Raw genomic sequence first — 13,928 nt, forward strand, 5'->3', positions numbered from 1 at the left:
ACCCGGCGGCCGCACCTCAGGCGGCCACCAGCACCTTCACGCCTAACGCCTCAAACGCCGCCACCGACTGCTGAGAGATGCCGCTGTCGGTGATCAGGTACTGGATTTTGTTCCAGTCGCAGGGCAGCGCAAACATCGACACCTTGTCAATTTTGCTGGAGTCGGCCACCACGTAAACCGTGTTGGCCGAGTTGATCATCGCGTTTTTCACCTTGATATCGGTTTCGCTGGGGAAACTGAGGCCGAGGCGCGGTGAGATGCAGGCGGTGGCAAGAAACAGCTTCTCGGCCAGCACGTTTTCAAAGAAACCGGCCGCCTTCTCACCGGAGGTGGAGAGCGTCGGAAATTTGAAGGTGCCGCCGGTCAGCAGGATATTAATGCCCGGTTCACCGCCCAGCTTAAGGGCAATATTCACCGCGTTGGTCACCACCGACAGGCGGCGGATATGGTTCATATGGTTGGCGATGGCGGTGGTAGTGGTACCGCTATCGAAAATCACCGTGTCACCGTTTTCGATCTGCTGCGCCGCCAGCTGACCGATGGCGTCCTTGGCTTCCATATGCGTCTGCCGCTCCAGCAGCAGCGCGCCGGTGTTCTGCTTGCCGGTCATCAGCGTGGCCCCGCCGTGATAGCGCTGCACGTACCCCTCTTTCTGCAGCACGCGCAGGTCGGTGCGGATGGTGGCTTCGGTCAGATTAAACGCTTCGGTCAGCGCCTTCACCGTCACCGTGCCGTCCTCACGGATCATCTCAAGAATCTTTTCACGCCGCTGCAGCATATCAGCCAATTGTTCATTTTTGCTTTTCAAGTGAAACACTCCGTTTGCCTGATTACCGCCAAACCTGCATGCCAGTCAACCCCTTGCGCTGGATATTACCCGCCGACTAAGGCAAATGCGAGGGCTGCCATAAAAGGTTTTTCATTTTCGAACGAAAGTCATTTTTTGGCACATGCTTGATTTATATCAGATTTGTCTGACAAGGCAGCAGCATGCACAGCGGTGTTAATCAAAAAAACTAAGTTTTACAAGTATTTAACGTTTTCGTTTGTTTTTGTTTGAAACATGATCTTCTCCACATTCTGTCGACAAACGATAGCGTATATTTTTATTCGAAAATCAATGGTCGCTACTGAACCCGCAAGAAGTCAGCTTTTCGGCCTGCGAACCCCTTCAGAACACCTGACCGTCACCGCTTAAGGAGCAACGGCACATGAGTAACGAATACGACGTAAACCTGCGTCACGGCGTGGATATCAACACTGACCTCAGCGGCAAGGTTGCCGTGGTGACCGGCGGGCTGGGCGGCATTGCCATGGCCAGCAACGAGATGCTGCTGGCGAAAGGCGCCAGCCTGGCGCTGCTCTACCCGGCCTTTGAGCAGGGCAAAGTCGCCGACGTTGCCAGCCAGTTTGACGCCGACCGCGTGCAGTTCGTCCAGTGCGACGTCACCGACCCGGATTCCGTCGAGCAGGCGATTGCCCAGGTGGAAGCGCACTACGGCCACATCGATATTCTGGTCAACTGCGCCGGCTACGTGATGCTGCAGCCGGTACTGGAAACCGACTTCGCCGAGTGGCAGAAGCAGGTGGCGGTGAACCTGACCGGGCCGTTCCTCACCTCGCAGGCGGTGGGCAAACGCATGGTTAAGGCCGGCCGCGGCGGCAAAATTATCAATATCGCTTCACAGGCGGCGTCGATCGCCATCGACAACCACGTGGCCTATACCTCGGCCAAAGCGGGCCTGCTGGGCATGACCAAAGTGATGGCGAAAGAGTTCGCGCCGCACAAAATTAACGTGAATACCCTGTCACCGACCGTGGTGCTGACGCCGATGGGCGAGAAGGCCTGGCGCGGTGAGAAGGGCGAAGCGATGAAGAAGCTGATCCCGATGGGGCGTTTTGCCTACACCGATGAGATTGCCGCCGCGGTGCTGTTCTTTGCCGGCAACGGCAGCGACATGATCACCGGTGCGGATCTGATGATCGACGGTGGCTTTACCATCTGGTAATCGCCGCCCGCCACACCAGTGAAACCGCAGTACCCAAAAAACGCTGTACCTACACATAACAATTATAGCGAGAACGTCACCATGAAAATGCGTTTAACCCTGTTAGCCCTGGCTACCGCCTGCTCCTTCTCCCACGCGGTCAGCGCGGCGGAAAAAGGCACCATCATGATCCTGGTTAACTCCCTGGATAACCCGTACTACGCCTCCGAAGCCAAAGGGGCCAACCTGAAGGCGCAGGAGCTGGGCTACAAAACGTCGGTGCTGTCCCACGGTGAAGACGTGAAGAAGCAGAGCGAACTGATCGACGCCGCCATCGGTAAAAAAGTGCAGGGCATCATTCTGGACAACGCCGACTCCACCGCCAGCGTGGCGGCGATCCAGAAGGCCAAGGACGCCGGGATCCCGGTGGTGCTGATCAACCGCGAAATCCCGGTGGATGACGTGGCGCTGGAGCAGATCACCCACAACAACTTCCAGGCAGGTTCTGACGTCGCCAACGTCTTCGTTGAGAAGATGGGCGAGAAGGGCAAATACGCCGAACTGGCCTGTAACCTTGCCGACAACAACTGCGTGACCCGCTCTAAATCCTTCCACCAGGTGCTGGATCAGTACCCGGACATGCAGAGCGTGGCGAAGCAGGATGCCAAAGGCACCCTGATCGACGGCAAGCGCATCATGGACAGCATCCTGCAGGCGCACCCGGACGTGAAGGGCGTGATCTGCGGTAACGGCCCGGTCGCGCTGGGTGCGATCGCCGCGCTGAAGGCCGCCGGCCGCAGCGATGTGATCGTGGTGGGCATCGACGGCAGCAACGACGAGCGTGACGCGGTGAAAGCCGGCACCCTGAAGTCAACGGTGATGCTGCAGGCGCAGGCGATTGCCGCGCAGGGCGTGACCGACCTGGATAACTTCATTCAGAAAGGCGTGAAGCCGGAGAAACAGCGCGTGATGTTCCGCGGCATTCTGATCAACCAGGAGAATGCTGACAAGGTCCAGGACTTCAACTTCAAATCCTGATGTTAACGCTGCGCCCCGCAAGGGGCGCAAAGGAGCGAATTATGTCCAGGCGTGTCTGGCTGGCAGTAGCCACTTTAGCCCTCGGGGGCTGCCGTATTGTGTCGCAGCAGGAGCTTCAGGATCTGAAAAATCCACCGAATCCCGCGCTGGCCAATGTAACCACCACCTATCAGCAGAAAATTGTGCCGCAGATCCTCAGCGAGGCGAAGCCGCTGGCTGAGCTGATGAGTGCCCTTAAGGGTGCAAAAGATTTTGACGCCGCCTGTAAGCAGTTCGGCTACCGCAGCCAGGAAGAGAACCCGTGCGTGTTCACGGTGAAGGTGCTGGGCACCGTTACCGCGGTGAATACCACCTCACGCAGCGGCAAAATGACCGTCAGAGACGCCAGCGGGCTTGAGGTTGCGGTGCAGATCGGGCCGACCATCCGCGGTACCGCGCTGCGCGACGCCTATAAGGGCGTGAGCTATCAGGACTTTAACGACCAGGTGCTGTTTGGCGACTATGGCAAGGCGATCAACACCCTCGCGTCCGATGAGATTAAAAAGCTGCAGCCGAAAGTCGGCGACAGCGTTGAAGTCGACGGCGTATTCAGCAGCTGGGACGTGCCGCAAACCCCGGCGGACATTACCCCCGCACGCGTAGTTCGTCAGTGAGGAGCTGGGAATGGCAGAACATCTGACCGCAGGCGAGCCGGCCGCTGACGCGCAGCCGGACGTGATTATTGAAACCCGCGACGTTTCCCGCATCTACCCCGGCGTGATCGCGCTGGACCAGGTGAACTACCGCGTTTACCGCAACAAGGTCAATGTGCTGATCGGCGAGAACGGTGCCGGTAAGTCAACGATGATGAAAATGCTGGCCGGGGTGGAAGTGCCTTCCTCCGGTCAGATCCTGCTCGACGGTGAGCCGGTATCGCTGCACTCGACGATGGCGGCGGAGAAGCACGGCATCAGCATCATCTTTCAGGAACTGAACCTGTTCCCGAATATGAACGTGATGGACAACATCTTTATCGGTAATGAGTTTTTCCAGCGCGGCCGGATTAATGAAAAATACCAGTACCAGCTGGCGAAATCGCTGCTGGAACGGCTGGAGCTGGATGTGGATCCTTACGCGCCGCTCGGGGAACTGGGCATCGGCCACCAGCAGCTGGTGGAGATTGCGCGTGCGTTGTCGAAAGACACCCGGGTACTGATTATGGATGAACCGACCTCGGCGCTCAGCCAGTCGGAAGTGAAAGTGCTGTTTAACGTCATCGAGGCGCTGAAGCGCCGCGGCGTCACCATTATCTACATCTCTCACCGGCTGGAAGAGCTGATGGAGATCGGCGATCACATCACCATCTTCCGCGACGGCCGCTTTATCAGCGAACGCGAGGTGCGTGACGCCAGCGTGCCGTGGATCATCGCCCAGATGGTCGGCGACAAGAAGAAACAGTTTGATTACGCCCCGGCGCCGCAGGGCGAGGTGGTGCTGGAGGTCAGCGGCATGACCGCGCTGCGCCAGGACGGCGGCTATAAGCTTAATGAGGTGGGCTTCAGCCTGCGCAAAGGCGAGGTGGTCGGCATTTACGGCCTGCTGGGCGCCGGGCGCACCGAACTGTTTAAGGGGCTGATTGGCCTGATGCCGTGCCAGAACGGCAGGGTGACGCTGAACGGCGAATCCCTTGAGCGCCGCGACTTTGCGTATCGCCTGAAAAAAGGCATCGCGCTGGTGCCGGAAGACCGCAAGGGCGAAGGCATTATCAGCCTGATGTCGATCAAAACCAATATGACGCTGAGCGACCTCAGCCTGCGCGGCTTCCGCCGGGCGCTGGGCCTGCTGCGCCCTAAGCAGGAGGAACAGCAGGTTGGCGGGATGATCCAGCGGCTGGCGATCAAGGTCAGCGACAGCGAACTGCCGATCACCTCGCTGAGCGGCGGCAACCAACAGAAGGTGGTGCTGGGCAAGGCGCTGATGACCGGGCCGGAGGTGGTGCTGCTGGATGAACCGACGCGCGGCATCGACGTGGGCGCGAAAACCGACGTCTATCAGCTGATTGGCCGCATGGCGCATGAAGGGCTGGCGGTGATGTTCTCCTCCTCCGAACTGGACGAGGTGATGGCGCTGGCCGACCGCATTCTGGTGATGGCCGACGGCCGTATCGCCGCCGATTTAACCCGTGCCGAAGCGACCCGGGAACGGTTAATCACCGCATCAACACCGCAAGAATAAGCTGGCTTGAGGATAATAAAATGAATCAGAAATACCTGCTGTACATGTACCTGCTGAAGGCCAGAACCTTTATTGCGCTGCTGATCGTGGTTGGTTTCTTCAGCATTATGGTGCCGAACTTTTTAACCCCGTCTAACCTGCTGATCATGACCCAGCACGTGGCGATCACCGGGCTGCTGGCGATCGGCATGACGCTGGTGATCCTCACCGGCGGCATTGACCTGTCGGTGGGCGCGGTGGCGGGCATCTGCGGCATGGTCGCCGGGGCGCTGCTGACCAGCGGCGTGCCGATCTGGGGCGGCCAGACGCTGTTTCTCAACGTGCCGGAAGTGATCCTCTGCGTGGCGCTGTTTGGCGTGGTGCTGGGGCTGATTAACGGCACGGTGATTACCCGCCTCGGCGTGGCCCCCTTTATCTGTACGCTGGGCATGATGTACGTGGCGCGCGGCGCGGCGCTGCTGTTTAACGACGGCAGCACCTACGCCAACCTGGTCGGTACGCCGCAGCTGGGCAACACCGGCTTTGCGCTGCTCGGCAGCGGGTCGTTCCTCGGCGTCTACTTCCCGATCTGGCTGATGGTCGGCCTGCTGCTGGTCGGCCTGTATATCACCCGTAAAACCCCGCTCGGCCGCTACATTTACGCCGCCGGCGGCAACGAGTCCGCCGCCCGTCTGGCCGGCGTGCCGGTGATTAAGGTCAAAGTGTTTGTCTACGCCTTCTCCGGGCTGTGCGCCGCGCTGGTCGGGCTGGTGGTGGCCTCGCAGCTGCAGACCGCCCACCCGATGACCGGCAACATGTTTGAGATGGACGCCATCGGCGCCACCGTACTCGGCGGCACCGCGCTGGCCGGCGGCCGTGGCCGCGTCTCCGGTTCAATTATCGGTGCCTTCGTCATCGTGTTCCTCGCCGACGGCATGGTGATGATGGGCGTCAGCGACTTCTGGCAGATGGTGATTAAAGGGCTGGTGATCGTCACCGCCGTGGTTATCGACCAGTTCCAGCAGAAGCTGCAGAGCAAGGTGGTGCTGATGCGTCGTCATGAGAAAAAACTGGCGGCGACGCCGGGTAGTGAGGTGAGCCATGGCTAAGGATCTGATTATTGCCCTGGATGAGGGCACCAGCAACGTTAAGGCGGTGGCCATCGACGCGCGGGGGCAGGTGGTGAGCAAAGCATCCCGCCCGCTGTCCGTCGCCACGCCGCAGGCGGGCTGGGTGGAGCAGGACGGCATGACGCTGCTCAACGGTTCGCTGACCGTGCTGCGCGAGGTGATTGCCCAGGTCGGCGCGGAGCGGGTGGCCGCGCTGGCCGTCAGCAACCAGCGGGAAACCGCGATGGGCTGGGATCGCGCCAGCGGCCAGCCGATCGCGCCGGCGATGACCTGGCAGTGTTCACGCTCGGCGGCCTTCTGCGAGCAGCTGCGTCACGATCATCAGGACGCGCGCATTCGTGAAATCACCGGCCTGCCGGTTGCGCCGCTGTTCTCCGGTTCCAAAATGCGCTGGCTGCTGGATAACACCCCGGACGGCGCGGCGCGGGCGGCGCGCGGCGAGATCTGCCTCGGCACCATTGACAGCTGGCTGCTGTGGCACCTGACCGGCGGGCGCGAGTTCCGCTGCGACACCTCCAATGCCGCACGCACCCAGCTGCTGAACCTGCACAGCGGCGACTGGGACGCGGAGATGCTGGCGCTGTTCGGCATCCCGCGCGCGGCGCTGCCGCAAATCTGTCCGTCGGCCAGCCGCTTCGGCGTTACCCGTGGGCTGCAGGGCATCCCGGATGATATTCCGGTGCTGGCGATGGTTGGTGATTCGCACGCGGCGCTTTACGGCCACGGGCTGGGCGCGCCTGGCGGCGTGAAAGCCACCTACGGCACCGGATCGTCAGTGATGGCCCCGCTGCCCACCGCCGACACCAGCATTACTTCGCTGGCGACCACCGTGGCCTGGCATGACGGCGAACGAATGGTCTACGGCCTGGAGGGCAATATTCCGCACACCGGCGACGGCGTGGCGTGGATGGCGCAGGCCGCCGGACTGACCGACGGTAAGGGCCAGGTGCTGGCCAGCGCGCTGAACGAACTGCCGGCCAGCATTGACTCTACCCTGGGCGTCTATTTTGTCCCGGCGCTGACCGGCACCGGCGCGCCCTGGTGGGATGACCAGGCGCGCGGGGTGATCTGCGGCCTCAGCCGTGGCGTGACCCCGGCGCACCTGATCCGCGCCGCGCTGGAGGCGATCGCCTACCAGATTGCTGACGTGATCGAGGCGATGCGCCAGCATCCGGGCTTCCATCTCGACCAGCTGATGGTCGACGGCGGACCGACGCAGAACGCCTGGCTGATGCAGTTTCAGGCCGACCTGCTCGGCTGCCCGGTGGCGCGCAGCACCACGCCGGAGCTCTCCGCGCTGGGTGCCGGCCTGCTGGCACGCCGCCAGCTTGACGGGCTCAGCGATGAACAGCTGACCGCGCTGATGCCGCAGCATGACCTGTGGCAGCCCGACCCGGTCCGCCACCAGCAGCTGCAGCAGAGCTGGAAGGGCTGGCGTGAGGCGGTACAGCGCACGCTGTGGCAGCCGTAAGCGACGGGCGCGCCTCGTCTGAGTGGTTAATTTAATGCCGGGCGGCAGCCTCGCCGCCCTGAACGCTTTTGAACAGGAAACGCAGATGAAACGAGATTTCAGTGGTAAAACCGTGGTGATCACCGGCGCCTGCCGCGGCATCGGTGCCGGTATCGCCGAGCGCTTCGCCCGCGACGGCGCCAACCTGGTGATGGTCTCCAACGCCGAACGCGTGCTGGAAACCGCAGAGCAGCTGCGCGGCATCGCCAGCGGCGAGATCCTCGCGCTGCAGGTGGACGTCACCGATGAAGCCCAGGTGCAGTCGCTCTATCAGCAGGCGGCGGAGCGCTTCGGCACCATCGACGTTTCGATCCAGAACGCCGGGGTGATCACCATCGACACCTTCGACAAAATGCCAAAGGCCGACTTCGACAAAATTCTGGCGGTCAACACCACCGGCGTCTGGCTCTGCTGCCGCGAGGCGGCGAAGTATATGGTGAAGCAGCGGTCCGGCAGCCTGATCAACACCTCTTCCGGCCAGGGGCGTCAGGGCTTTATCTACACTCCGCACTACGCGGCCAGCAAGATGGGGGTGATCGGCATTACCCAGAGCCTGTCGCAGGAGCTGGCGCCGTGGAACATCACGGTGAACGCCTTCTGTCCGGGGATTATCGAAAGTGAGATGTGGGACTATAACGATCGCGTCTGGGGCGAGATCCTCAGCAGCGAGACGAAAAAATATGGCAAGGGCGAGCTGATGGCCGAGTGGGTGCAGGGCATTCCGCTGAAGCGCGCCGGCCAGCCCGGCGACGTGGCCGGACTGGTGGCGTTTCTGGCCTCCGACGACGCCCGTTATATTACCGGGCAGACGATTAACGTCGACGGCGGTCTGATCATGTCTTAATCGTTGCCGTAGCGGCCAACGATCCCCGCGCCGCCCAGCGCGTGCCCCTTCAGCTCCGCCAGCAGCTGTTCCCGCGTTAAGCCCGCTTTAAGGGCATCGGGGGGCAGGTCGCTGGCGATCAGCGTAAACACGTAGTGGTGCGCGCCGCTGCCGGCCGGCGGGCAGGGGCCGTGATAGTGGTTATTACCGGGGCTGTTTTTACCGCCGGTAAAACCTTTCCCCGCCGTCAAATCCCCCTGCGCAAAGCCGTCAGCGGTGGCCGGAATGTTATAGGCCACCAGGTGCGACACGCCTAATCCCTTCGCGCCTTCCGGATCGAACACCAGCAGCGCCAGGCTTTTACTGCCGGCGGGCAGGTTCTGCCAGCTCAGCGCCGGTGAAACGTTCTCCCCGGTACAGCTCGGGTTGCCTTTGGTGGCCCCGGCAAATTTTTTATCCAGCAGCGCGTTATCGTTGAAATCCGGCGAGCTGAGGGTAAACACCCCCTGTGCACCGGCGCTAAGGCTGGCGAGGAGCAGGGCACTGCACAACAACGTCTTCTTCATCCAGGATTCTCCTTATTAAACGGTGACAACTCAGTGTGGTTCAACATAGCAGGTACGTCTATGTGTTGCGCCGTACTGACAGGCGCCTGAAGGCGCGGAGCACGTCGTGCTGTTATCAGGTGACGTCGTTGCCGTTCGCGATATTGCCGGGGCAATAGGTGCGCGCTTTGCGCCGGTACTGACGTGTGCCCTGAACGCGTTTTGCTGTGGCCGTCTGGTGTACGTTCTGCATCGTTTCTGTTGGTGTTAAGTTGATTAAGCCCGCGCGGTTCGTCGGGCGGAGGATCCTGTGCTAAGGTTATTAGATAATTTTCGTGATACAGCGCACAGTTTTCTGTGCAGCACCGTTCGCTACATTAGTCGCTGAGGATATGCAGAAAGTTTTTCGCCGTTCGATCCCAACACAACTCTTGCTGGTCACGCTGCTACCGTTGCGTAGCGCTGATGCCTTCGATGCCGCCAGCCAGTCTTCCGCTTTTCCGCTTACCGAATCCGCTCACCGTTCAGCAGATGCATCGTTATCCGGTGATGCCGCCCGTGAAATGAGTGCCACCTTAGCGGATGTCAGCCCTGTCCGTGACGCACCCTTCGCCGATCCTGCCCGTTTCAGCGCGATGCAGCAACGGCTGCCGCAGCTGGGCGGCGTTGAGACGGAGAATGCGCTGGCCACCCGCGTTGCCGAGGCGGCAAAAAGCATCGGCGAAGCCAGTATGAACAGCGATAACGATCACTCGCTGCGCGAGCAGGCCGGCATCTGGGCGTTTAACCAGCTGCGTGACGTTGCCAGTGAACGGGCCGCCAGCGAGGGCGAGCAGCTGCTGTCGCCGTTTGGCCAGGCCAGCGTGGCGCTGGCGGTCGATCAGCGCGGCAACTTTGACGGCAGCTCGGCGCAGCTGTTTACCCCGTTCCACGATAATTACCGCTACCTGACCTTCAGCCAGCTGGGGGTGGAAGAGGGGGAGTACGGCGCGGTCGGCAACGCCGGGCTGGGGCAGCGCTGGATGCTCGGCCGCTGGCGGCTGGGCTATAACGCCTTTATCGACCAGCTGCTGAGCACGCCGCAGCGGCGCGGCTCGCTGGGGGCGGAGGCGTGGGGTGAATACCTGCGCCTGTCGGCCAACTACTATCAGCCGCTCGGCGGCTGGCGCAGCACCAGCGTTCAGACGCAGCAGCGCATGGCGCGCGGATACGACATCACCACCCGCGGCTATCTGCCGTTCTACCGCCAGCTGGGCGCGTCGCTGCGTTACGAGCAGTATCTGGGCAATCAGGTCGATCTGTTTCACAGCGGCAACCTGCGCAGCAATCCGACGGCGGTGACGCTGGGGATCAACTACACCCCGGTACCGCTGTTCACCCTCAGCGCCAGCCATAAAGAGGGCGAAGGCGGCGAGTCGCAGGATCAGCTGGCGCTGAAGATGAACTACCGCATCGGCGTGCCGCTGCGCCGGCAGCTCAGCGCCGACAACGTTGCCGCCGCCCAGTCGCTGAGCGGCAGCCGCTACGATACGGTGACGCGTAACAATACGCCGGTGATGGCGTTTCGCCAGCGTAAGACGCTGTCGGTGTTTCTTGCCACGCCGCCGTGGCAGGTGCAGCCCGGCGAGACCTTGCCGCTGCGGCTGCAGATCCGCCACAGCAACAGCATTAAAGCGGTGAGCTGGCAGGGTGATACCCAGGCGCTGAGCCTGACGCCGCCCGCTGATAACCGCAACCCGCAGGGCTGGAGCGTGATTATCCCGCCGTGGGATGCCACTCCGGGGGCCAGCAATACGTATCATCTGTCGGTGACGCTGGAAGACAGCCGGCAGCAGCGGGTGACCTCAAACTGGATCACCCTGACGCTGCCCACGCCGGTTACCGAATCCTGGCACCCGGAACAGTACGATCTGATGGCTCCCTGAGGCGGGATGGGGCTTGCGCCATTACGCCTGCCAGCGATTTTCGTCAAGAGGCCGCCCGCAAATATACGTGATCAAAGTCACAATAAATTCCTTTCCAGCCGCAGGGTTTTTCTGCACAATCTGCGAAAAATACTACTCACCTGCAAAACATGATCATTCGTCCGCACCGCCACTGGTTTGTTCGTTTGTTTGCCTGGCACGGCTCCGTGCTGCCCGGGATCTGGTTCCGCCTGACCCTGAACTTAATGATGTCGTTAATCGCCATCTACTGCCTTGACTGGTACGAAACGCTGGGCATCAAGCTGACGCTGTCGCCGTTCAGCCTGCTGGGGGTGTCGATCGCCATCTTCCTCGGCTTTCGTAACAGCGTCTGCTATGCGCGCTTTGTTGAAGCACGCATGTTCTGGGGGAATCTGCTGATCGCCTGCCGGACCCTGTCGCGCATGGCGCTGGCTATCTCGCCGGCGGACGCGCCGCGGGTCAACGCGCTGCTGCTGGCGTTCTGCTACAGCCTCAAGCACCAGCTGCGCCGCACCGACGCCCGCGCCGATCTGCAGCGCTACCTGGGGGACGAGGCGGACGAGGTGCTGCAGCGCCGCTCGCCGACCAACTTTATTGAGCTGCAGCTCTCCAGCTGGCTGGCGCAGCAGCGGCGCAACGGCAATATCTCTGATATCGTTTACGCGCATATGGACAGCAATATCAATCAGCTGTCGCAGGTGCTGGGCGGCTGTGAGCGGCTGGCGAGCATGCCGATTCCGTTTGCCTACGGCCTGCTGCTGCACCGCACGGTGTACCTGTTCTGCACGCTGTTGCCGTTTGCGCTGGTGCCGGACCTGCACTATATGACGCCGCTGGTGTCGGTGTTTATCGCCTATACCTTCCTGTCGCTCGACACGCTGGCGGAAGAGCTGGAGATGCCGTTCGGGCTGGAGAATAACCACCTGCCGCTGAACGCCATGTGCGTGAATATTGAGATCAACCTGCGCGAAATGAGCCTCGAGAGCGATCTGCCCGAGCCGATGGTGCCGGACCGCTGCTACCGTCTGACCTGATCGCCGCTACAAACGCAGCAGGGGGCGGATCGCTCCGCCCCCTGCTTATATTCAGCACGGTTTCCCGCCAGCGTTAGTCGATCAGAACTGGTAGTTCAGACCTACGCCGCTCACGTCGTCGGTTTTCAGCGCCAGCGCGTTGTTGTCTTTCAACAGGTTAAACTTGTACTCCGCATAGGCGTTGAAGTTTTTGTTGAAGTAGTAGTAGGCGCCCAGCGAAGCGTACTTAACGATATCCGCGTCACCAATCCCTTCGATATCCTTACCTTTCGACGTCACGTAGGCCAGTGACGGGCGGAAGCCGTTGAGGAACTGGTACTGCGCCACCGCTTCAAAGTTCACCGCTTTGTTGGCGAAGCCGCCGCCGATCGGGGTGGCGTTGTGGGTGTTGCCGTAGATGGTGGCGACGTACACCTGGTTGGCATCATATTTCACGCCGGTCGCCCAGTGCTCGGCGCGGTCGCCGTCGCCACGCGGGGCGGCGTTCTGCACGGCAAGGCGCTTAATGCTGGCGTAGCTGGCCACTGCGCCGAGGCCGAAATCGCTGGTATAGCTGGCGGTCAGGGCGAAGCCGTCGCCGTTTGAGCGGCGTACCGCGTCGGTGCCGGTGCGCTCATTTTTGCCTTCGTACTGCAGGCCGAAGTTCAGGCCATCGACCAGGCCGAAGAAGTCCTTATTGCGGTACGTCGCCACGCCGGTAGAGCGCGATGACAGGAACACGTCGCTGAAGCCGGAGTCACCGCCGAATTTCGGCAGCACGTCGGTGAAGGCGAGGGTGTCATACACCAGGCCATAGTTGCGGCCGTAGTCGAATGAACCGAATTTGCCGAACTTCAGGCCGGCGAAGCCCAGACGGGTCTTGTCGCCGCTCAGCGCGTCGCTGCCTTCAGATTTGTTCAGCTGGAAGTTGTACTGCCACTGGCCGTAACCGGTCAGATACTGATTGATCTGGGTCTCACCTTTGAAACCAAAACGCGCGTAAGAAACGTCGCCATCGTTGCTGGCATCGTCGGAGAACAGATGGCCGACGTTAATCTTGCCGTTGAGATCCAGCTTGTTGCCGTCCTTGTTATAAATTTCGCTGGCCTGGGCGGCGGTAGACGCCAGAAGAACCGGCAACAGCACTGCTAATAAAGAACGCTTCATCATTACGGTATCCTGTTTTCGAATTTATAATTGTTTTTGCATTTAGTGCGGTTATGAAAATGACATAAATAAGTGTTTCATAAAAACTCAATACTTGTAACAAAATGTGTATCTGTGCGTTTTGCTGTTTTTTGGCCGGTGTGAAATGGAATTAACGCTTATTCATAAAAGTGAAATGTTTAATCTGAATTGCACTTAACAGGCGAGGGTGTTTTATAAATTGTGTTTATTAACATGATATTATAAAATAATCAGACTGGATTAAATATGGGTTTTTTCAATGCTAATCTAAGCGTGCTAATTAATTTTGGCTGTTTTTTGAGCGTAGATTGTTTTTTTGTTTTCTAAATAACAATTATTTGTAAGGTTTCTCAGTCATACAAAATGTGTATGTGTAAATAGGTAATTTGTATTATTAAATTGCGCAAATAAAAGCCAGTTTCGCCGCTGGTAGTAAATGGCAAGTAAAACGCTGTGCGCCAGGGTTCACTTTTCAAACACTCTGCTTCTGCTTCTGCTTCTGCTTCTGCTTCTGCTTCTGCTTCTGCTTCTGCTTCTGCTTCTGCTTCTGCTTC

General features: G+C 60.1%; 13 protein-coding genes. 9 read left to right on the forward strand and 4 right to left on the reverse strand.

Annotated features, from left to right (window positions below):
• Positions 1-16 precede the first annotated feature (16 nt).
• On the reverse strand, positions 17-808 hold the full coding sequence (locus NV64_RS14275) for a DeoR/GlpR family DNA-binding transcription regulator (RefSeq protein WP_056234491.1): 792 nt from the start codon (positions 806-808) through the stop codon (positions 17-19).
• A gap of 403 nt (positions 809-1,211) precedes the next feature.
• Here NV64_RS14275 and NV64_RS14280 point away from each other — a divergent pair, with 403 nt between their 5' ends.
• The 7 genes from NV64_RS14280 to NV64_RS14310 all read left to right on the forward strand — a co-directional run bounded on the left by NV64_RS14280 (position 1,212) and on the right by NV64_RS14310 (position 8,703).
• Positions 1,212-2,009: a GolD/DthD family dehydrogenase gene (locus NV64_RS14280; RefSeq protein ID WP_056234494.1), complete on the forward strand. Its 798-nt coding sequence runs from the start codon at positions 1,212-1,214 to the stop codon at positions 2,007-2,009.
• 81 nt (positions 2,010-2,090) lie between these two features.
• Positions 2,091-3,026 carry a D-ribose ABC transporter substrate-binding protein gene (locus NV64_RS14285; protein WP_056234497.1) on the forward strand — a complete coding sequence of 312 codons (936 nt, stop codon included), beginning with the start codon at positions 2,091-2,093 and terminating at the stop codon, positions 3,024-3,026.
• Positions 3,027-3,067: 41 nt separating this feature from the next.
• Positions 3,068-3,679 (forward strand): DUF2291 family protein, encoded by a 612-nt coding sequence (locus NV64_RS14290; RefSeq protein WP_056234500.1) that lies wholly within the window; start codon positions 3,068-3,070, stop codon positions 3,677-3,679.
• A 10-nt stretch (positions 3,680-3,689) separates the two neighbouring features.
• On the forward strand, positions 3,690-5,240 hold the full coding sequence (locus NV64_RS14295) for a sugar ABC transporter ATP-binding protein (RefSeq protein ID WP_101506161.1): 1,551 nt from the start codon (positions 3,690-3,692) through the stop codon (positions 5,238-5,240).
• 20 nt (positions 5,241-5,260) lie between these two features.
• Complete coding sequence (locus NV64_RS14300) at positions 5,261-6,328, forward strand: ABC transporter permease (RefSeq protein WP_101506162.1); 1,068 nt, start codon at positions 5,261-5,263, stop codon at positions 6,326-6,328.
• A complete protein-coding gene (locus tag NV64_RS14305) occupies positions 6,321-7,820 on the forward strand; it encodes an FGGY family carbohydrate kinase (RefSeq protein WP_101506163.1) in 1,500 nt (499 codons plus the stop codon). The genes NV64_RS14300 and NV64_RS14305 overlap by 8 nt, the downstream gene beginning before the upstream one ends.
• Before the next feature lie 85 nt (positions 7,821-7,905).
• A complete protein-coding gene (locus NV64_RS14310) occupies positions 7,906-8,703 on the forward strand; it encodes a glucose 1-dehydrogenase (protein ID WP_056234652.1) in 798 nt (265 codons plus the stop codon).
• Here NV64_RS14310 and NV64_RS14315 read toward each other — a convergent pair.
• Positions 8,700-9,248 (reverse strand): YbhB/YbcL family Raf kinase inhibitor-like protein, encoded by a 549-nt coding sequence (locus NV64_RS14315; protein WP_101506164.1) that lies wholly within the window; start codon positions 9,246-9,248, stop codon positions 8,700-8,702. The two genes, NV64_RS14310 and NV64_RS14315, sit on opposite strands and share 4 nt — an antisense overlap.
• A 371-nt stretch (positions 9,249-9,619) precedes the next feature.
• On the opposite strand from NV64_RS14315, the gene NV64_RS14320 reads away from it, so the two are divergent.
• A complete protein-coding gene (locus NV64_RS14320; protein ID WP_082502317.1) occupies positions 9,620-11,152 on the forward strand; it encodes a YchO/YchP family invasin in 1,533 nt (510 codons plus the stop codon).
• Between the two features lie 149 nt (positions 11,153-11,301).
• The gene (locus tag NV64_RS14325; protein ID WP_056234515.1) at positions 11,302-12,207 is read left to right on the forward strand and encodes a bestrophin family protein; all 906 of its coding nucleotides are present in this window, start codon (positions 11,302-11,304) and stop codon (positions 12,205-12,207) included.
• 81 nt (positions 12,208-12,288) lie between these two features.
• Here NV64_RS14325 and NV64_RS14330 read toward each other — a convergent pair whose 3' ends face one another.
• Both NV64_RS14330 and NV64_RS23435 read right to left on the reverse strand, forming a co-directional pair.
• Positions 12,289-13,356, reverse strand: coding sequence for a porin (locus tag NV64_RS14330; RefSeq protein WP_101506166.1), 1,068 nt, complete (start codon positions 13,354-13,356; stop codon positions 12,289-12,291).
• 368 nt (positions 13,357-13,724) lie between these two features.
• On the reverse strand, positions 13,725-13,928 hold a 204-nt coding region (locus NV64_RS23435; protein WP_199177665.1), incomplete at its 5' end, for a hypothetical protein.

It is taken from the genome of Erwinia sp. B116 (assembly GCF_002865965.1).
GTDB lineage: Bacteria > Pseudomonadota > Gammaproteobacteria > Enterobacterales > Enterobacteriaceae > Erwinia.

Excerpts from the sequence above, each read along its gene's own strand:
- NV64_RS14320 (WP_082502317.1), top strand. The coding sequence starts at position 9,620 with ATGCAGAAAGTTTTTCGCCGTTCGATCCCAACACAACTCTTGCTGGTC.
- NV64_RS14315 (WP_101506164.1), bottom strand. The coding sequence starts at position 9,248 with ATGAAGAAGACGTTGTTGTGCAGTGCCCTGCTCCTCGCCAGCCTTAGC.
- NV64_RS14290 (WP_056234500.1), top strand. The coding sequence starts at position 3,068 with ATGTCCAGGCGTGTCTGGCTGGCAGTAGCCACTTTAGCCCTCGGGGGC.
- NV64_RS14325 (WP_056234515.1), top strand. The coding sequence starts at position 11,302 with ATGATCATTCGTCCGCACCGCCACTGGTTTGTTCGTTTGTTTGCCTGG.
- NV64_RS14300 (WP_101506162.1), top strand. The coding sequence starts at position 5,261 with ATGAATCAGAAATACCTGCTGTACATGTACCTGCTGAAGGCCAGAACC.
- NV64_RS14330 (WP_101506166.1), bottom strand. The coding sequence starts at position 13,356 with ATGATGAAGCGTTCTTTATTAGCAGTGCTGTTGCCGGTTCTTCTGGCG.
- NV64_RS14295 (WP_101506161.1), top strand. The coding sequence starts at position 3,690 with ATGGCAGAACATCTGACCGCAGGCGAGCCGGCCGCTGACGCGCAGCCG.
- NV64_RS14280 (WP_056234494.1), top strand. The coding sequence starts at position 1,212 with ATGAGTAACGAATACGACGTAAACCTGCGTCACGGCGTGGATATCAAC.
- NV64_RS14305 (WP_101506163.1), top strand. The coding sequence starts at position 6,321 with ATGGCTAAGGATCTGATTATTGCCCTGGATGAGGGCACCAGCAACGTT.
- NV64_RS14310 (WP_056234652.1), top strand. The coding sequence starts at position 7,906 with ATGAAACGAGATTTCAGTGGTAAAACCGTGGTGATCACCGGCGCCTGC.
- NV64_RS14285 (WP_056234497.1), top strand. The coding sequence starts at position 2,091 with ATGAAAATGCGTTTAACCCTGTTAGCCCTGGCTACCGCCTGCTCCTTC.